This window comes from Streptomyces sp. NPDC006512 (genome assembly GCF_040611935.1).
Classification (GTDB): domain Bacteria; phylum Actinomycetota; class Actinomycetes; order Streptomycetales; family Streptomycetaceae; genus Streptomyces.
Window position 1 is genome coordinate 163915 of sequence record NZ_JBEXPG010000006.1, and the last position, 17215, is coordinate 181129.

Annotated in this window: 15 protein-coding genes and 1 pseudogene; 4 read left to right on the plus strand and 12 right to left on the minus strand. The window is 73.2% G+C overall.

The window, feature by feature from the left end; all coding sequences use genetic code 11:
• Window positions 1-9: 9 nt before the first annotated feature.
• The 3 genes from nuoL to nuoN are packed head-to-tail and all read left to right on the plus strand — an operon-like array spanning window position 10 to window position 5145.
• Complete coding sequence (gene nuoL / locus ABZZ17_RS06765; RefSeq protein WP_356872760.1) at window positions 10-1905, plus strand: NADH-quinone oxidoreductase subunit L; 1896 nt, start codon at window positions 10-12, stop codon at window positions 1903-1905.
• Window position 1906: 1 nt separating this feature from the next.
• Complete coding sequence (locus tag ABZZ17_RS06770) at window positions 1907-3502, plus strand: NADH-quinone oxidoreductase subunit M (RefSeq protein ID WP_356872762.1); 1596 nt, start codon at window positions 1907-1909, stop codon at window positions 3500-3502.
• Window positions 3499-5145: an NADH-quinone oxidoreductase subunit NuoN gene (nuoN, locus tag ABZZ17_RS06775; RefSeq protein WP_356872764.1), complete on the plus strand. Its 1647-nt coding sequence runs from the start codon at window positions 3499-3501 to the stop codon at window positions 5143-5145. Before ABZZ17_RS06770 ends, nuoN begins: the two co-directional genes overlap by 4 nt.
• A gap of 67 nt (window positions 5146-5212) precedes the next feature.
• Here nuoN and ABZZ17_RS06780 read toward each other — a convergent pair whose 3' ends face one another.
• The 9 genes and pseudogenes from ABZZ17_RS06780 to fahA all read right to left on the minus strand — a co-directional run bounded on the left by ABZZ17_RS06780 (window position 5213) and on the right by fahA (window position 15210).
• Entirely contained in the window at window positions 5213-5812 is a 600-nt protein-coding gene (locus tag ABZZ17_RS06780) for a Uma2 family endonuclease (protein WP_356872767.1), read from the minus strand.
• A gap of 109 nt (window positions 5813-5921) precedes the next feature.
• Window positions 5922-6524 carry a hypothetical protein gene (locus tag ABZZ17_RS06785; RefSeq protein ID WP_356872769.1) on the minus strand — a complete coding sequence of 201 codons (603 nt, stop codon included), beginning with the start codon at window positions 6522-6524 and terminating at the stop codon, window positions 5922-5924.
• A gap of 94 nt (window positions 6525-6618) precedes the next feature.
• Entirely contained in the window at window positions 6619-9372 is a 2754-nt protein-coding gene (locus tag ABZZ17_RS06790; protein WP_356872771.1) for a fumarate reductase/succinate dehydrogenase flavoprotein subunit, read from the minus strand.
• A gap of 33 nt (window positions 9373-9405) precedes the next feature.
• A complete protein-coding gene (locus ABZZ17_RS06795) occupies window positions 9406-10269 on the minus strand; it encodes an ABC transporter ATP-binding protein (RefSeq protein ID WP_356872773.1) in 864 nt (287 codons plus the stop codon).
• 290 nt (window positions 10270-10559) lie between these two features.
• Window positions 10560-11315, minus strand: a pseudogene (locus ABZZ17_RS06800) (ABC transporter permease); the annotation flags it as partial.
• A complete protein-coding gene (locus ABZZ17_RS06805; RefSeq protein WP_356872775.1) occupies window positions 11312-12664 on the minus strand; it encodes an ABC transporter substrate-binding protein in 1353 nt (450 codons plus the stop codon). The gene ABZZ17_RS06805 and the pseudogene ABZZ17_RS06800, both read right to left, overlap by 4 nt.
• A gap of 14 nt (window positions 12665-12678) precedes the next feature.
• Window positions 12679-12906: a ferredoxin family protein gene (locus ABZZ17_RS06810; RefSeq protein ID WP_030710222.1), complete on the minus strand. Its 228-nt coding sequence runs from the start codon at window positions 12904-12906 to the stop codon at window positions 12679-12681.
• 43 nt (window positions 12907-12949) lie between these two features.
• Entirely contained in the window at window positions 12950-13720 is a 771-nt protein-coding gene (locus ABZZ17_RS06815; RefSeq protein WP_356872777.1) for a GntR family transcriptional regulator, read from the minus strand.
• Between the two features lie 266 nt (window positions 13721-13986).
• Window positions 13987-15210 carry a fumarylacetoacetase gene (gene fahA / locus ABZZ17_RS06820; protein WP_356872779.1) on the minus strand — a complete coding sequence of 408 codons (1224 nt, stop codon included), beginning with the start codon at window positions 15208-15210 and terminating at the stop codon, window positions 13987-13989.
• A 141-nt stretch (window positions 15211-15351) separates the two neighbouring features.
• Between fahA and ABZZ17_RS06825 the strand changes: the two genes are divergently transcribed.
• Window positions 15352-16158 (plus strand): HAD family hydrolase, encoded by an 807-nt coding sequence (locus tag ABZZ17_RS06825; RefSeq protein ID WP_356872781.1) that lies wholly within the window; start codon window positions 15352-15354, stop codon window positions 16156-16158.
• 50 nt (window positions 16159-16208) lie between these two features.
• Here ABZZ17_RS06825 and ABZZ17_RS06830 read toward each other — a convergent pair whose 3' ends face one another.
• Genes ABZZ17_RS06830 through ABZZ17_RS06840 form a run of 3 tightly spaced genes read right to left on the minus strand, consistent with a single transcriptional unit; the run spans window position 16209 to window position 17133 of the window.
• Window positions 16209-16592 (minus strand): hypothetical protein, encoded by a 384-nt coding sequence (locus ABZZ17_RS06830; protein ID WP_356872783.1) that lies wholly within the window; start codon window positions 16590-16592, stop codon window positions 16209-16211.
• Complete coding sequence (locus ABZZ17_RS06835) at window positions 16589-16897, minus strand: hypothetical protein (RefSeq protein ID WP_356872785.1); 309 nt, start codon at window positions 16895-16897, stop codon at window positions 16589-16591. The genes ABZZ17_RS06830 and ABZZ17_RS06835 overlap by 4 nt, the downstream gene beginning before the upstream one ends.
• Window positions 16894-17133 carry a hypothetical protein gene (locus tag ABZZ17_RS06840; RefSeq protein WP_356872787.1) on the minus strand — a complete coding sequence of 80 codons (240 nt, stop codon included), beginning with the start codon at window positions 17131-17133 and terminating at the stop codon, window positions 16894-16896. The genes ABZZ17_RS06835 and ABZZ17_RS06840 overlap by 4 nt, the downstream gene beginning before the upstream one ends.
• Window positions 17134-17215 lie beyond the last annotated feature (82 nt).

A 17215-nucleotide genomic window follows, 5' to 3' on the forward strand; every position in this document is an offset into this window, starting at 1 on the left:
GCGCTCACAGTGGAGAACCTGATTGCGCTGCTGGTCGCGGCGCCCCTGCTCGGGGCGGTGCTGCTGCTGTGCGGCGGCCGCCGCCTCGACAAGGCCGGCCACTGGCTCGGCACCCTGCTCGCCGCCGTCTCCTTCGGCATCGGCGTCGCCCTCTTCGCCGACATGCTCGGGCGGAGCGCCGACGACCGGACCCTGCACCAGCGGCTGTGGACCTGGATCCCCGTGGAGGGCTTCCAGGCGGACATCGCCTTCCAGCTGGACCAGCTGTCGATGACCTTCGTCCTGCTGATCTCCGGGGTCGGCACGCTCATCCACGTGTACTCGATCGGGTACATGGAGCACGACGAGCGCCGCCGCCGCTTCTTCGGCTACCTCAACCTGTTCGTCGCGGCCATGCTGCTGCTGGTCATCGCGGACAACTACCTGCTGCTGTACTTCGGCTGGGAGGGCGTCGGCCTCGCCTCCTACCTCCTGATCGGGTTCTGGCAGCACAAGCCCAGCGCGGCCACCGCCGCGAAGAAGGCCTTCCTCGTCAACCGCGTCGGCGACATCGGCCTCTCGATCGCGATCATGCTGATGTTCACCACCTTCGGGACCTTCGCGTTCGGGCCGGTCCTCGGCTCCGTGGGAGAGACCTCCGAGGGCACGCTGACGGCGATCGGCCTGATGCTGCTGCTCGCCGCCTGCGGCAAGTCGGCGCAGGTGCCGCTTCAGTCCTGGCTCGGGGACGCGATGGAGGGCCCGACCCCGGTCTCGGCCCTCATCCACGCCGCCACCATGGTCACCGCGGGCGTCTACCTGATCGTCCGCTCGGGCGCCATCTTCAACGGGGCGCCGGACGCACAGCTGGTGGTCACCGTCGTCGGCGCGGTCACGCTGCTGTTCGGTGCGATCGTCGGTTGCGCGAAGGACGACATCAAGAAAGCCCTCGCGGGCTCCACGATGTCGCAGATCGGCTACATGATCCTCGCCGCGGGCCTCGGCCCCATCGGCTACGTCTTCGCGATCATGCACCTGGTGACGCACGGCTTCTTCAAGGCGGGCCTCTTCCTCGGCGCCGGTTCCGTGATGCACGGGATGAACGACGAGGTCGACATGCGCAAGTACGGCGGCCTGCGGAAGTACATGCCGGTCACCTTCGTCACCTTCGGCCTCGGCTACCTCGCGATCATCGGCTTCCCGGGCCTGTCGGGCTTCTTCTCCAAGGACATGATCATCGAGGCGGCCTTCGCGAAGGGCGGCACCGAGGGCTGGATCCTCGGCGGAGTGACCCTGCTCGGCGCGGGCATCACCGCCTTCTACATGACCCGCGTCATGCTCCTCACCTTCTTCGGTGAGAAGCGCTGGCAGCCGGACGGTGAGGGCCACGCCCCGCACCCGCACGAGTCGCCGAAGTCCATGACCGTCCCGATGGTCATCCTGGCGTTCGGATCGGTCTTCGCCGGCGGCTTCTTCGAGATCGGCGACCGCTTCCTGAACTGGCTGGAGCCCGTCACCGGTTACGAGCACGGCCACCCGCCGGTCAGCGCCATGACGGTGACCGCGGCCACCATGGTCGTCCTCGTCATCGGCGTCGGCATCGCCTGGGGCATGTACGGCAAGAAGCCCGTCCCGGTCGTCGCCCCGCGCGGCTCGCTCCTCACCCGGGCGGCCCGGCGGGACCTGTTCCAGGACGACTTCAACCACGTCGTCCTCGTCCGCGGCGGCGAGCACCTGACCCGCTCGCTCGTCTACCTCGACCACAGCGTGGTCGACGGAGTGGTCAACGGCACGGCCGCCTCGGTCGGCGGGCTCTCGGGCCGGCTGCGGAAGCTGCAGAACGGCTACGCCCGCAGCTACGCGGTCTCGATGTTCGGGGGCACGGCGATCCTCATCGCCGCGACCCTGCTGATGAGGGCGGTGTGAGATGAATTTCCCGCTTCTGACGGTGACGGCCGCGGTACCCGCGGTCGGCGCGATCCTGACGGCGGCCGTCCCGGCCGCCCGCCGGACCGTCGCCAAGTGGCTCGCCCTGCTCTTCTCCCTGGCGACCCTGGCCCTCGCCGTGCTCGTCGCGGTCCGCTTCGAACCGGGCGGTGACCGCTACCAGCTCACCGAATCCCGCTCCTGGATCGCCGACTTCGGCGTCCGCTACGAACTCGGCGTGGACGGCATCGGGGTGGCGCTCATCGCGCTCACCGCCCTGCTGATCCCCTTCGTGATCGCGGCCGGCTGGAACGACGCCGACCCGCTGGAGACCGAAGCGGCCAAGAGCAGCTTCGCCGCGGGCTCGCGCTGGCGGCCGACCCAGGGCTTCTTCGCCCTGATCCTGCTGGTCGAGGCGATGGTGATCATCTCCTTCGAGGCCACCGACGTCTTCCTCTTCTACATCTTCTTCGAAGCCATGCTCATCCCGATGTACTTCCTCATCGGCGGCTTCGGGGACCGGGCCCACTCCGGGTCCGAAGAGAACGCGGCCGCGCAGCGCTCGTACGCGGCCGTCAAGTTCCTCCTCTACAACCTGGCCGGCGGCCTGATCATGCTGGCCGCCGTCATCGGGCTGTACGTGGTCGCCGGGAACTTCTCGCTCCAGGAGATCACCGCGGCCCGCGCCGCGGGCACGCTCGACATGGCGACCAACACCGAGCGGCTGCTGTTCCTCGGCTTCTTCTTCGCCTTCGCGGTGAAGGCCCCGCTGTGGCCGCTGCACACCTGGCTGCCCAACGCGATGGGCGAGGCCACCGCGCCCGTCGCCGTACTGATCACCGCGGTCGTCGACAAGGTCGGCACCTTCGCGATGCTCCGCTTCTGCCTCGGGCTGTTCCCCGACGCCAGCAAGTGGGCCACGCCGGTGATCCTCGTACTGGCCCTGATCAGCATCGTCTACGGCGCGCTGGTCGCGGTCGGGCAGCGCGACATCAAGCGGCTCGTCGCCTACGCCTCGATCTCCCACTTCGGGTTCATCATCCTGGGCATCTTCGCGATGACCTCCCAGGGACAGTCCGGCGCGACGCTGTACATGGTCAACCACGGCATCTCGACGGCGGCGCTGATGCTGGTGGCCGGCTTCCTGATCTCGCGGCGCGGCTCGCGGCTCATCGCCGACTACGGCGGCGTCCAGAAGGTGGCCCCGGTCCTCGCCGGGACCTTCCTCATCGGCGGCCTCGCCACCCTCTCCCTGCCGGGCCTCGCACCGTTCGTCAGTGAATTCCTCGTCCTGGTCGGCACGTTCGCCCGCTACCCGGTGGTCGGCGTCATCGCCACCGTCGGCATCGTGCTCGCCGCGCTGTACACCCTGGTGCTCTACCAGCGCACGATGACCGGTCCCGTGAAGGAGGAGGTCCGCACCATGCCGGACCTGCGCCTGCGGGAGGTGCTGGTGGTCGCCCCGCTCATCGCGCTGCTGATCGGCCTGGGCGTCTACCCCAAGCCCCTGACCGAGATCATCAACCCGGCGGTGAAGCACACCATGTCGGATGTGCAGCAGACCGACCCCGAGCCCGAGGTGGAGGCGGCCAAGTGAGCACGACAGCTGTAGGCCTTTGGGGACTGGCCGCGGAACCGGTCGACCGGATCCCGGCCCCGCACATCGAGTACGCGCAGCTCGCGCCCACGCTGATCGTGGTCGGCGCGGCCGTCCTCGGCGTCCTCGTCGAGGCCTTCGTCCCGCGCAAGTCCCGCTACTACGTCCAGGTGTTCCTCGCCGTCGCCGCGCTGGCCTCGGCCTTCGCGGCGGTCGTCGGCCTCGCGGCCGGCGGGTACGGGAGCAGCAAGGCCCACATCGCGGCCATGGGCGCCGTCGCGGTGGACGGCCCGGCCCTGTTCCTCCAGGGCACCATCCTGCTCGCCTCGATCGTGGCGGTGTTCACCTTCGCCGAGCGGCGCCTGGACCCGGAGGCCCACGGCAACCGGGTGGACTCCTTCGCCGCGCAGGCCGCGTCCGTACCGGGCAGCGAGAGCGAGCAGGCCGCCGTCAAGGCCGGGTTCACCACCACCGAGGTGTTCCCGCTGGCCCTCTTCGCGATCGCCGGCATGCTGATCTTCCCGGCGGCCAACGACCTGCTGACCCTGTTCATCGCGCTGGAGGTCTTCTCCCTCCCGCTGTACCTGCTCTGCGCCGTCGCCCGCCGCCAGCGGCTGATGTCGCAGGAGGCGGCGGTCAAGTACTTCCTGCTGGGCGCCTTCTCCTCGGCGTTCCTCCTCTTCGGCATCGCCCTGCTCTACGGGTACGCGGGCTCCGTCTCGTACGCGGTGATCGCGGACGTCGTGGACGGCACCGTCACCAAGGTCGACCCGGCGCTCGCCGCGACCATGGGCAACGACGCGCTGCTGCTGATCGGCGGCGCGCTGATCCTGACGGGCCTGCTGTTCAAGGTCGGCGCGGTTCCCTTCCACATGTGGACCCCGGACGTCTACCAGGGCGCCCCGACCCCGGTCACCGGCTTCATGGCCGCGGCGACGAAGGTGGCCGCCTTCGGCGCGCTGCTGCGGCTGCTGTACGTGGTCCTGCCGGGCCTGCGCTGGGACTGGCGGCCGGTGATGTGGGGCGTCGCGATCGTCACCATGCTGGCGGGTGCGGTGATCGCGGTGACCCAGACCGACGTGAAGCGGCTCCTGGCGTACTCGTCGATCGCGCACGCGGGCTTCATCCTCGCCGGTGTCATCGCGACCTCGGCGGAGGGCGTCCAGTCCGTCCTGTTCTACCTGGGCGCCTACTCCTTCGTGACGATCGGCGCCTTCGCCGTGGTCACGCTGGTGCGGGACGCGGGCGGCGAGGCCACCCACCTGTCCAAGTGGGCGGGCCTCGGGCGGCGGTCGCCGCTCACCGCGGCCGTCTTCGCGGTGTTCCTGCTGGCCTTCGCCGGTATCCCGCTCACCTCCGGCTTCACCGGCAAGTTCGCCGTGTTCAAGGCGGCGGCCGAGGGCGGCGCGGGAGCCCTGGTGGTGGTCGGCGTCATCTCGTCGGCGATCGCCGCGTTCTTCTACATCCGGGTGATCGTGCTCATGTTCTTCAGCGAGCCGAAGGCCGACGGCCCGACGGTGGCGGTGCCCTCTCCGCTGACGATGACGACCATCGCCGTCGGCGTCGCGGTCACCCTCGTCCTGGGCCTGGCCCCGCAGTACTTCCTGGACCTGGCGGGGCAGGCGAGCACGTTCGTCCGCTGACCGGTCCGGAACACCATCAGGGCCCGGCTTCCCACGGGGGGAGCCGGGCCCTGATGTCGTCCGCGGGCTATGCGGGCCGCTGCCGCTTCGCCGTGATGGTGGTGAGGTCGAGGTCGACGGGGAAGGGCACGGAGACCTTCAGGCGGTCGTGGAAGATGCCGGTGGCGACGTAGCCGCCACCGGCCGGCTCCCGCTCGAAGACGTACACGACGGCGCGGCCGTCCTTGTTCTCGACCCGCCAGTAGTGGGGGATACCCGCACGGGCGTACTTGAGCGGCTTGGTCTCGCGGTCGCGGTCGACCGACTCCGGGGAGACCACCTCGATGGCCAGGAGGACGGCCTCGGCGGGAAACCTGGTCTGTGTCAGGTCGGTGAGGACGTCATCGCGGCACACGATGACGTCGGGTTCGGGGCGGTTGCGGCGGTCGATGTCGATGGTGAACTCGCGGACGACCTCCAGGCCCGGGGCCACCATCGACTGAAGTTGCCACGTGAAGAAGTCGACCGCGCGGGAATGGAAAAGGGTCTGCGGACTCACGAAGATCAGGCTCCCGTCGATCAGCTCCGTGTGCGGAGGCAGATTCGGAAGCGTGTCCAGGTCGTCCGCGGTCCAGCCGCCCGGAGGCGGGATCGGCCAGCTGTGTTCCGGGTTCATCAGTGCTCCCATGGGCGGGATCCTCGCAAGCCCGACCAGCGTATCGCCGGGATCCCCGGGAGAAGTCGCCCTTATGAGTGAGTCATATGCCCGGGGCACATCGATGAGCGGTCCGGACCCGTCAGTGGTGGCCGTGGGCCGGGGTGGTGGCGGTGCCCGTGGTGGTCTTCTTCGGGCACGTCAGGGCCGTGTTCCAGTTGTGGAAGCGGCCCGCCGGGTTGTCCTTGTACGCCCACATGTGCAGGTCGTAGTGCTTCGGCATGCCCGCCCAGTGGCCCGGCATCGGGCCGTCGAAGGGCAGGCCGAACATCGACGGCCGGTCGTCGGTGGTCTTCAGGTCCTGGTCCCGGTCGGTGGCCATCCACTCGACGGTCTGGAGCGTGCGGCGGCCGTGCCGGTCCTTCTCGGTGCTGTACAGGAGCGCGGTGGGCTTCGCGGGGTCCGTCGAACCCCAGTTGGCCTGCTTGACGTAGTGGTAGCCCATGGCGCCCGCGCCGAACGGATTGTTCATGCAGGCCTCGCCGTGCGGCACGTACCCGTCCTTGAGGGCCTGCCGTTCGTCCACGTACTTGGCCGTCACGGCGATCGCCGTCGCAATGTCGCGCATCGCCTTCCCGTTGCGCGGGTCCGGCGCCGGACCTTCCACGGCCGAGGCGGCCGGGGCGAGGGCGAGCGCCACCGCCGCGGCGGCGGCGAGGGCCAGGGTGCGGGTGGACACGAGCATGGCAGGGCCTCCTGCGCTGCGGGGACTTCGGCTGTCCGAGCAGCATGCGTCCGGCCCGCTCCGGCCCGCCACGCGGGCGGGCCGGACGGATGAGCTAGAGGGCCCGGGCGGCGTACGCGCGGACGTCCGCGTCCGGGTCACCGGTCGCCCCGGCGAGCGCCGTACGGGCCCCCTCCGCGTCCCGGTGGCGCAGCAGCGCGAGCACCGCGGCCTTGCGGACGTCGGCGTTCGCGTCGGCGGCCAGCGCCTTCGCGAGGGCCGGGACGGCCGGTTCCGCCGGGGCGGACCCGAGGGCGCCGGCCGCCCCCGCCCGGACCTGCCACGCCGGATCGTCCAGCGCGGCCGCGGCCCGTACCGCGTACCCGCCGGGGCAGCCCGCCCGCGCGAGGGCGGCCAGCGCGGCGCCCCGGACCAGCGGATCGGCGTCGTCCAGCAGCGGGTCCAGCGGCTCTGGCGCCGGGGCGTGCACCGCGGCGAGCCCCTTGGCCACCGCGACCCGTACCTCGCGCGCCGGATCGGCGGCGGCCGCCGCCAGGTCCGGTACCGCGTCGACGGAGACCAGGGCCCGCACGGCGTGGATCCGGACCTCGATGTCGGGGTCGGCGAGCGAGGCGGCGTACAGCACGGCGTCGCCGAGCCGCAGGGCGCGCAGGGCCTCCAGGGCCGCCGAGCGGACGGCGGGGTCGGCGACCGTGAGGGCCGTCCGCAGGCCGGCCGCCAGCGCGGGCTCGGCGGGCAGCACTTCGAGGAGCTCCCGCAGCGCGGCCGCCGCGACCGCGCGGACCTGCCCGGCCGGGTCCGCGAGCCGTGCCGCGAGGGCCGGGCCGGCCCCGGCGGGCAGGGTCTCGCCCAGCGTGGCCACGGCCGCCGCCCGCAGGGCCGGGTCGGGGTCCGTGAGGTAGGGCAGCAGGGCGTCCAGGTCCGGCTCCTCCTCGGCGAGCCCGACCAGCCGCAGCAGCCGCTCGCCGGTGTCGGGGCCGGTGTCGGGGCCGGCGGCGGCGTCCCCGTCCGGGCCCGGTGCGGCGGCGGGCCCGGTGCCGGTGTGGCCGGTGCCGGGGACGGCCGCCGGGGCGGTGCTGCGGGGGCCCGCCGTGGCCACCGGGACGAGGGCGACCTCGCCCAGCTCGCGGGACGGGAACGGCGACGGTTCGAAGCCGGGCACCGGCACCACGTACGGCTCGACCGGCCGGGCGGTGAACACCATCGCCCCCGACGCGGACTTGCGCAGGTCCAGGTGGTGCAGCCAGCCCTGGTCGTCGCGCTCGGGATGGTCCAGGCGCTCGTGGTACAGCCCCCAGCGGGATTCCGTGCGCGCCAGCGAGGACCGCGCCGCCATCTCCGCGCAGTCCCGGATGAAGGACACCTCCGCGCACCGCATCAGCTCGTGCGCGGTGGCCGCGCCCATCTCCGCGATCTCCCCGCTCATCCGGTCGAACGCCGCCACCGCCAGCGACAGCTTCGCCCCCGTCTTCGGAGGGGCGACGTAGTCGTTGACGAAGCGCCGCAGCTTGTACTCCACCTGCGGCTGCGGCGGACCGTCCGGATGCCGCAGAGGCCGGTAGATCAGCTCGTGCGCCGCCGCCACCTGACCGGCCGGCAGGGGTCCCTCGTAGGCCGTGTACCGGGAGGCGTCCGCGCCCGCCAGGTCCCCGAAGACGAACGCCCCGATCATGTAGTTGTGCGGTACGGAGGCCAGGTCGCCCGCCGCGTACAGCCGGGGCACCGTGGTGCGGGCGTGGTCGTCGACGCGTACGCCGGAGGCCGAGTGGCCGCCGCACAGGCCGATCTCCGAGATGTGCATCTCGATGTCGTGGGTGCGGTAGTCGTGGCCGCGGCCCGCGTGGAAGGTGCCGCGCGTGGGCCGTTCCGTCGTGTGCAGGATCGACTCCAGCGAGGCCACCGTCTCCTCCGGGAGATGGCTGAGCTTGAGGTACACCGGGCCCCGGTCCGAGGCGAGTTCGGCCGCGAACTCGGCCATCATCCGGCCCGACCAGTAGTCGGAGTCGACGAAGCGTTCGCCGTGCCGGTTGACCTGGTAGCCGCCGAACGGGTTGGCGACGTACGCGCACGCCGGACCGTTGTAGTCCTTGATCAGCGGGTTGATCTGGAAGCACTCGATCCCGGTGAGCGCGGCGCCCGCGTGGTAGGCCATCGCGTACCCGTCCCCGGCGTTGGTCGGGTTCTCGTACGTCCCGTACAGGTAGCCGGAGGCCGGCAGTCCGAGCCGGCCGCACGGCCCGGTCGCGAGGACCACCGCCCCCGCGCGGACCGTCACGAAGGCGCCCGTACGGGTGTTGAAGGCGGCCGCGCCGATCGCGCGGCCGTCCTCGGGCGAGGTGAGGACCCGGACCGGCATCACCCGGTTCTCGATGCGGATCCGCTCGCGCATCTCGCGGCGCCGCAACTGCCGGTAGAGGACCTTCTTGACGTCCTTGCCCTCCGGCATCGGCAGCACGTACGAGCCGGAGCGGTGCACTTGGCGGACCGCGTACTCGCCGTGTTCGTCCTTCTCGAACTTCACCCCGTACGACTCCAGGCGCCGCACCATGTCGTAGCCGCGGGTCGCGGTCTGGCGGACCGTGGACTGGTCGACGATGCCGTCGTTGGCGCGGGTGATCTCCGCGACGTAGTCGTCCGGTTCGGCGCGGCCGGGGATGACGGCGTTGTTGACCCCGTCCATGCCCATGGCGAGGGCGCCGGAGTGACGCACGTGCGCCTTCTCCAGCAGCAGGACGCGCGCGCCGCGCTCGGCGGCCGTCAGGGCCGCCATCGTGCCGGCGGTGCCGCCGCCGATGACGAGGACGTCGCAGGAGAGTTCCTCGGCGTCGCCGATCGGGGGGATGTCCACGGTGCGCTGCCTTTCGGGGTGGAGCGGGCGGAGTCAGAGGGAGGCGAGGACCCGGCGCCGGAGCGCGGGGTCCGCCGCCGTACGGTCCCGGGGGCGGGGGACGTCGAAGACGTCGAGGATCCGGCCGGAGCCGAGGAGCGCGACGCGGTCGCCGAGGAACAGGGCCTCGTCCACGTCGTGGGTGACGAAGACGACGGTGGCCCCGGTCCCGGAGAGGACCGTGACGAGCAGGTCCTGCATCCCGGCGCGGGTCTGGGCGTCGAGCGCGCCGAAGGGTTCGTCCATCAGGACGGCGCGGGGGCGCGCGGCGAGGGCGCGGGCCAGCTGGACGCGCTGGCGCTGGCCTCCCGAGAGCTGGTGCGGGAGCTTGTGCGCGTGCTCCGCGAGCCCGACCCGGTCCAGCCAGTCCGTGGCGGTGCGCCGCCGGGCGGCCCGCCGCCGGGCCGGGAAGGACCGGCCGCGGGGGCGGCCCGCGGGGGCGCCGGGGTCCGCAGGGTCGCCGGGGACAGGGTCGCCGCCGGGGTCCGCGTCCGGGTTCGTGGATCCTTTGATCGCGAGCGGGAGTTCGACGTTGGCCCGTACGGTCCGCCAGGGCAGCAGGGCGTCGTCCTGGAACACCAGCGCCCGGTCGGCGTCCGGCCCGCTGACGGGCCGCCCGTCCTGCTCGACGGTGCCGCCGAGCGGCGGCAGCAGTCCGGCGAGGGCCCGCAGCAGCGTCGACTTCCCGCACCCGGAGGGGCCTACGACGGTCAGGACCTCTCCCGCCGCGACCGTGAGGTCGACCCCGTCGAGGACGGGGCTCCCGCGGTGCCCGAGCCGTACGCCGCGCAGGGTGAGGGCCGCTCCGCGGGCGGGGCGGGCGACGGTACCGGTCAGGGTGTCGGTGGTCAGGCTCACGGGGCCGCCTCTCGGTCGGGGGTGGTCACGGCGTCGGCGGTGCCGGGGCGGGGGCCGTACCCCGGGCGGGGCCGGGAGCCCTCCGGCCCGGGCTCCCGGTCCTCGGCCGGCCCGGCCGCCGCCCCGGGAGCCGGGGCGGGCGTGGCGGTGGGCGCGGAGGTGTCCGCGGGGCCGGAGGGCGGGGCGTTCCGGCGGGGCGTGCGGATAGGGCTCGGGCGGCGGCCTGGGCGGCGGCCCGGGTGGCGGCCCGGGCGGGGTCCGGGGGCGGGGGCCGCCGTCGTGTCGCGGGCCGGCAGCCAGTGCGTCAGGCGGCGGCCCGCGCGTTCCACGGCCGTGGAGGTCAGCCAGCCCAGGGCGCCGATCGTGACCATGCCGACGAAGACCCCGGGGTAGTCCACCACCGTGTAGTCCTGCCAGGTCCGGTAGCCGACCCCGTACTCCCCGGAGATCATCTCGGCGGAGATCACACAGATCCAGGACACCCCGATGCCCACCGACAGCCCGCCGAACACGCCCGGCAGGGCCCCCGGCAGCACCACCGAGAACAGCACCCGCCGCCGGCCGCCGCCCATCGTCAGGACGGCCTCCTCCCACACCGGGGACAGCGCTGCCACCGCGTGCCGGGTCGAGACCAGCACCGGGAAGAAGGCGGCCGTGCAGGTGATGAACACGATCCCCTGCTCGTTGGACGGGAACAGCAGGATCGCGACCGGGACCAGCGCGATCGCGGGGACCGGCCGCAGCACCTCCACCAGCGGGCCCAGCACGTCGGCCGCGATCCGCGACCGCGCGATGGCCGTACCCGCCGCCACGCCCAGGACGGCCGCCAGCGCGAAGCCCGTCACGATCCGGCTCAGGCTGGAGCCCAGGTCCTCCCAGTACGGGCCGGCCGTCGCCCGCTCGGCGAGCTTCGAAGCCACCTCGACGGCCGTCGGGAACTGCTCGAACCGCAGCCAGAGGTTCACGTCCAGCGCGGTCAGCACCTGCCACAGCAGCAGCGCCGCCCCGAGCGAGGCCACGCGCAGCACCCGGCGGCCGGCGCTCACGCGGCGAGCCCGGTGGCTTCGGAGTAGCTCACGATCCGCGCTCCGGAGTCCCGGTGCGCTTCCGCGTAGGCCTTCGCGCCCGCCGCCGTGACGAACGCGCGCAGCTCGGCGCCCTCCGCCACCCACACGGCCCGGTCGGCGAACCAGAGGGTGCCGGTCACCGCGTCCGGTACGTACGCGGCGCGGACGTCGGCCCCGCGGGCCGCCTTGAGGAGCTCGCGGGGGGAGTCGTAGGTCCGGGTCTCCTGCTGTCCCTTGAGCCACAGTTCGCTGCGGGCGGGGGCCGCCGCGGGCAGGGGGGCCCGGCCCGCGGTGGCGCGGCGCAGCGGCTCCGGGTCCACGAAGGCGTCCACGTCGACGTCGCCGACCAGCCCGGCGTCCTTCAGTACGGGCACGTCCTGCTTCAGCGCCCCGGTCAGTTCGGGGCGCAGCGCCGGGTCGAAGGTGGCGATGCCGTTGGCGCCGTTGTAGAGGTAGACCACCTCGGCGGGCAGTCCGGTCTCCTTCGCCACCGCTTCGGCGGCGGCGACCGGCCGGGCGCGCAGGTGGTCGGTCGCCCTGAGCTGGGAGCGCAGGAAGTCGTCGAGGACGCCGGGCCGCTCGCGGGCGAAGTCCTGGCGGACGGTGACGCCGTGGAAGGTCGGCAGGTTCAGTTCGGCGCCGTCGTACAGGGCCTTCGCCTTGCCCTCGTAGGCCAGCTGTCCGGGCCAGGCCACGAACTGGGAGAGGGCGTCGGCGCTGCCCGCCTGGAGGGCCGAAGCGCCCACGCTGGGCTGCTGGTTGAGTTTCTGGATGCCCTTGTCCGGGTCGATCCCGGCCCGCTGGAGGGCGCGTACGAGGGTCCCGTCGGCGGCGGAGCCGACGCTGGTGGAGACCTTCTTGCCGCGCAGGTCGGCGAGCGACTCCAGGGGTGAACCCGGGGCGGTGACGACGGTGTTGAGGCCGCCCCGCAGGTTGTAGCCGGTCACCGACACGAGGCTCGTGGGCTGCTTCAGCTCCTTGCCGCGGGCCGCGTTGATGAGGAGGGGGAAGTCGCCCATGGAACCGATGTCGATCTTCCCGGCGGTCATCTGGGCGGTGATGGGCGCACCGGTGGCGTAGTCCTGCCAGTCCACCTCGTAGGTGACGCCCTCCCGTGCGCCGCGGGCGGCGAGCTCCTGCTCGAAGTAGCCGAGGGAGCGCAGCAGGGTGCCGGCGGTGACGGTGTTGATGGTCTTGGACTGGTAGCCGACGGTCACGGTGACGGTCTTCGGGGAGTCCGCCCCGGAGGCGTCGCCGCAGGCGGCCGCGAGCGGGGCGAGGAGCAGGACGAGCGCGGGCGCGAGGGCCTTCGCGGGCGGGGTGCGCATGGGGGCGGGGCCTTTCACCGGAGCAGGTAGGGCATGTTGACGGTGACCGCGCCCGTGGGGCAGCGGGCGGCGCACGGGCCGCAGTACCAGCACTCGTCGACGTGCATGTACGCCTTGCCGTTGTCCTCGCGGATGGCGAGCGAGTCGAGGGGACACATGTCGACGCACAGGGTGCAGCCGTCGATGCACAGGGACTCGTCGATGGTCACGGGCACGTCGCCGCGCTGGGGGACCAGAGGCATGGCTGTCTCCAGGAAGGGGGGGGCGGAGGGGCTGCGCGGTGGGCTACAGCGAGCGGTGCAGCAGGCCGCTCATGGTGATGCGGTCGCCGCGGAAGCGGATGAACTCCAGGTCCACGGGCCGGCCGTCGGCGAGGTGGGTGAGCCGCTCCAGCATCAGGACGGCGGCCCCGCGCGGGGCCTGGAGCACGGCGGCGGAGTGCGCGTCCGCGTTGACGGCCTCCAGGGTGATCTCGGCCTGTCCGAGGGGCTGTCCGGTCAGCTGTTCCAGCAGCCGGAACACGTCGGTGTGCTCCAGGTCGCAGCCGAGGAGACCGGCGCCGATGTCGAGGGGGACGTACGTGAGGTCGAGGGAGAGCGGCAGGCCGTTCAGGCGGCGCAGCCGCTCGATGTAGAGCACCTCGGAGTGCTCGGGTAGGCCGAGCCGTACGGCGACGGGGGCGGGGGCGCGGACGGGTCCGGCGCCGCGGACCTCGTTGGTCACCTCGCCGTGCTCGTGGAGGGTTTCGGCCAGGCCCTGGAGGCGGTCCAGGCCGTGCGGGTACTTCTCGCCGACGACGAGGGTCCCCACCCCCGGCCGGCGTTCCACGAGCCCCTCGCCGCGCAGCAGGTCGAGGGCCTGGCGGACGGTGTTGCGGCCGGCTCCGTAGTCGGTGGCGAGGGCGTCCTCCAGGGGGAGGACGCCGTCCGGGTATCCGCCGGTCAGGATCTGGCGGCGCAGCAGGTCGGCGAGCTGGCGCGCCTGGTCCGCGCGCAGCCGCCGGCGGCGCGCGGCGGCGACCGGGACGGTGTGCGTGGCGGTGCGTTCGGCTGGCATGGCAGGGAACGTACCGGGGGCGGGGCGGTCGTGGTGTTGCGGCGGTGTTGCGCCACCGGCCGCCCCGCGCGCAGGGCTGTGACCTGCGGTTCCGGGCGGCCGTCGGGAGGAACCGCCACCGGCCGGCGAGCGCTTCGACGCGATCGGGGACGCCCTGCGCACCCGCCCGGAGGCGCGTTGCGGGGACGGGGAGCGGTCCACGACCGAGGAGCCGGTCGGGGACCGGCTCCTCGTCCGTGACGCTCCCTGGCGGGAGCCCGCGCTTCCTAGCGGGAGCCCGCGATCCGGCCGGTGACCTCGCCGAGGCCGACGCGGGTGCCGTCGGCGCCGGGCGCCCAGGCGGTCAGGGTGACGGTGTCGCCGTCCTCCAGGAAGGTGCGCTTGCCGTCGGCGAGCTCGATGGCGTCGCGGCCGTTCCAGGTGAGCTCCAGCAGGGAGCCCCGCTGGTCCACCTCGGGGCCGCTGACGGTGCCGGAGCCGAACACGTCGCCGGTGCGCAGGGAGGCGCCGTTGACGGTCATGTGGGCCAGCTGCTGGGCGGCGGTCCAGTACATGCCGGCGAACGGCGGCCGCGCCACCTCCTGCCCGTTGATGGCGACGCTGATGTGCAGGTCGAAGCCGCCGGGGCGGTCGCTGTCGGCGTCGTCGAGGTAGGGCAGGAGCGGGAAGTCCCGGGCGGGCGGGGCGACACGGGCCGCGTCCAGGGCCTCCAGGGGGGTCACCCAGGCGGAGACGGAGGTCGCGAAGGACTTGCCGAGGAACGGGCCGAGCGGCACGTACTCCCAGGCCTGGATGTCGCGCGCGGACCAGTCGTTGAGGAGGAACAGGCCGAAGACGTGGTCCTCGAAGTCGCCCAGCGGCACCGGGCGGCCCAGCTCGGAGGGCGTGCCGACGACGAAGCCGACCTCGGCCTCGATGTCGAGCTTCACGGACGGCCCGAAGACGGGCGCCGGGTCGGCGGGGGCCTTGCGCTGCCCGGAGGGGCGTACGACGTCCGTGCCGGACACGACGATCGTGCCCGAGCGGCCGTGGTAACCGATGGGCAGGTGCTTCCAGTTGGGGGTCAGCGCGTCCCCGTCGGGGCGGAACATCTTCCCGACGTTGGTGGCGTGGTGCTCGCTCGCGTAGAAGTCGACGTAGTCGGCGACCTCGTACGGCAGGTGCAGCGTGACCGCGTCGAGCGGCAGCAGGTGCGGCTCGACGGTGGGGCGGTGGCCGGGGTCGGTGACCCAGGCGGTCAGCGCGCGGCGCACGTCGCGCCAGGCGGTGCGCCCGGCGGCCAGCAGCGGGTTGAGGGAAGTCCGGCCGAGGAGTCCGGCGTACGGGGAACCGAGCGCGGCCGCGGCCGCCCCCGCGTCGAGCACGTGCCCGCCGATCCGCACGCCGATGCGGCGGCGGTCCTCCCCGGCGGTCGAGAAGACGCCGTAGGGGAGGTTGTGCGGCCCGAACGGGTCGCCCTCGGGAACATCGAGGGGGCTCTGCTGGGGCATGGGGTGCTGCCTCGCTTTCGACGCGGGCCGGGGGTGTCCCGGGGGCTTGTTGACACGTTACGTGCCAGGTGGGGTCTGTGGGAGGCCGGATTCGGGCGCTATTTGTAGGACTTGTCCAACGGGGTCCGTATCCTTGGTGCCGTGACTTCCGCCCTCCCCTATGCCTTGATCGCCACCGACCTGGACGGGACTCTGCTGTGCGCCGGGGACACCGTCTCGGCCCGCTCCCACACGGCCCTCGCGACGGCCCGGGCCGCGGGCGCCCAGCACATCGTCGTCACCGGGCGACCGGTTCCACAGGTCCGACACGTCCTGGACGGCCTCGGCTACACGGGGCTCGCGGTGTGCGGGCAGGGCGCGCAGGTGTACGACGCGGCGCGCGGACTCCTGCTGCACTCCGTCTCCATGGACCGGGGGCTGGCCGAGGTGGCCCTCGGCAAGATCGAGGCGGAGATCGGTGAGGTCTACACGGCCGTCAACCAGGAGGGCCTGGACGCGGAGATGCTGATAGGGCCCGGCTACCGCATGTGGCACCCGCACCTGCCGACCGTGCGCGTGCCGCGGCGCGGCGACCTCTGGTCGGAGCCGATCAACAAGGTCCTGCTCCAGCATCCGCGGCTGGACGACGACGAGCTGACCCGGGTGGCGCGGTCGGTGGTCGGGGACCTGGTCAACGTCACCATGGCGGGGGAGCACACCGTGGAGCTCCAGCCGCCGGGCATCGACAAGGCGAGCGGGCTCGCGCGGGCCGCGGACGTCCTGGAGGTGGCCGCCGCCTCGACGATCGCCTTCGGCGACATGCCGAACGACATCCCGATGTTCGCCTGGGCCGCCCACGGGGTGGCCATGGCCAACTCCCACCGCGAGCTGGTGGCCGTCGCCGACGAGGTCACCCTGTCGAACGAAGCGGACGGCATCGCGGTGGTCCTGGAACGCCTGTACGCCTGATCGCTCGGTGCTCGCAGCATTCGAGCATCAACCGTCGCCCACGCTTGACGCTATGCCGGCATCGACGGGCCGAGGGGTGCGGGGTCCGTGCGTTCCCGGCTGTGGCCGCCGGGGTGGCCGAGGGGGTGGGCGCAGGCGTCGGGGCCGGTGGTCACCGGGCAGTCGGGGAGGGCGAGGATCGCGTCGGGTTCGGCGCCGGGCCCGTCCGTGCCGGACCAGCGGGCCCACAGGGCTTCGCCGGATCCGGGGTCGTGGACGACGTCAAGGTGCGGGCCGGCGTGACGTTCGAGGGGGCAGCGCAGCTCGGGGCCGGCCGCGAGGACCTCTCGGAGGGCCCTTGCGGGGAGGAGGCGGGTCAGTGCGTCCAGGTGGGTCGCGGAGAGGGTGCCGGGTGTGGCGCAGGGGAGGGGTGGCGGGGGCGGCCCGTCGGTCACGCGAGCCACCCCCGGGCGACGATGCCCGCCACGCAGCAGGTCCACGCGACGGCCCCCACGGTCACGGCCACCGCGCTCCGCCGCTCGGCCCGGGCCCGGCCGGCCGCCGGGTCGCCGGGGTGCTCCAGGAGGCCCCGGAGCCGGTCGGCGGCCGCGGCGGCCCCGGCCGCGAAGGCGGCCCGCTCGGCCTCCCGCCGTACGAGGGCGGCGTCCAGGAGGGCGAGGAACGCCGCCCGGTACGCGGGATCCCCCTCGATGCGGCGCAGCTCGCCCGCGGAAGCCTCCGGGTCCGGGCGGGCCGTCACCGCAGCCTCCGCGCGCTCAGGGCGTTGCGCCGGGCGATCTCGGCGCGCAGCCGTTCCATCGGGTCGGCGGGGCGGACGTCACGCGGCTCCGCCTCCCACTCCGGCCCGCCGTGCAGGGGCCGCAGGGACCAGTACGGGCCGGCGGTCCCCCGGAACTCCCCGACCCGCCCGTCCCGTCCGGCGTCCACCACGACCGTGCCGGGGGGCGGGGGCTGGGGGTGGTTCGCTTCGCACATGGATGTCCCTCTCCGTAGCCGAGTCGCTACCGAACGGGTTCAGGGTGGCCCTGACCGGGGGAGGCTTCAACCTGTCGGATCG

Excerpts from the sequence above, each read along its gene's own strand:
- ABZZ17_RS06770 (WP_356872762.1), top strand. The coding sequence starts at position 1,907 with ATGAATTTCCCGCTTCTGACGGTGACGGCCGCGGTACCCGCGGTCGGC.
- ABZZ17_RS06780 (WP_356872767.1), bottom strand. The coding sequence starts at position 5,812 with ATGGGAGCACTGATGAACCCGGAACACAGCTGGCCGATCCCGCCTCCG.
- ABZZ17_RS06785 (WP_356872769.1), bottom strand. The coding sequence starts at position 6,524 with ATGCTCGTGTCCACCCGCACCCTGGCCCTCGCCGCCGCCGCGGCGGTG.
- ABZZ17_RS06805 (WP_356872775.1), bottom strand. The coding sequence starts at position 12,664 with ATGCGCACCCCGCCCGCGAAGGCCCTCGCGCCCGCGCTCGTCCTGCTC.
- ABZZ17_RS06810 (WP_030710222.1), bottom strand. The coding sequence starts at position 12,906 with ATGCCTCTGGTCCCCCAGCGCGGCGACGTGCCCGTGACCATCGACGAG.
- ABZZ17_RS06815 (WP_356872777.1), bottom strand. The coding sequence starts at position 13,720 with ATGCCAGCCGAACGCACCGCCACGCACACCGTCCCGGTCGCCGCCGCG.
- fahA (WP_356872779.1), bottom strand. The coding sequence starts at position 15,210 with ATGCCCCAGCAGAGCCCCCTCGATGTTCCCGAGGGCGACCCGTTCGGG.
- ABZZ17_RS06840 (WP_356872787.1), bottom strand. The coding sequence starts at position 17,133 with ATGTGCGAAGCGAACCACCCCCAGCCCCCGCCCCCCGGCACGGTCGTG.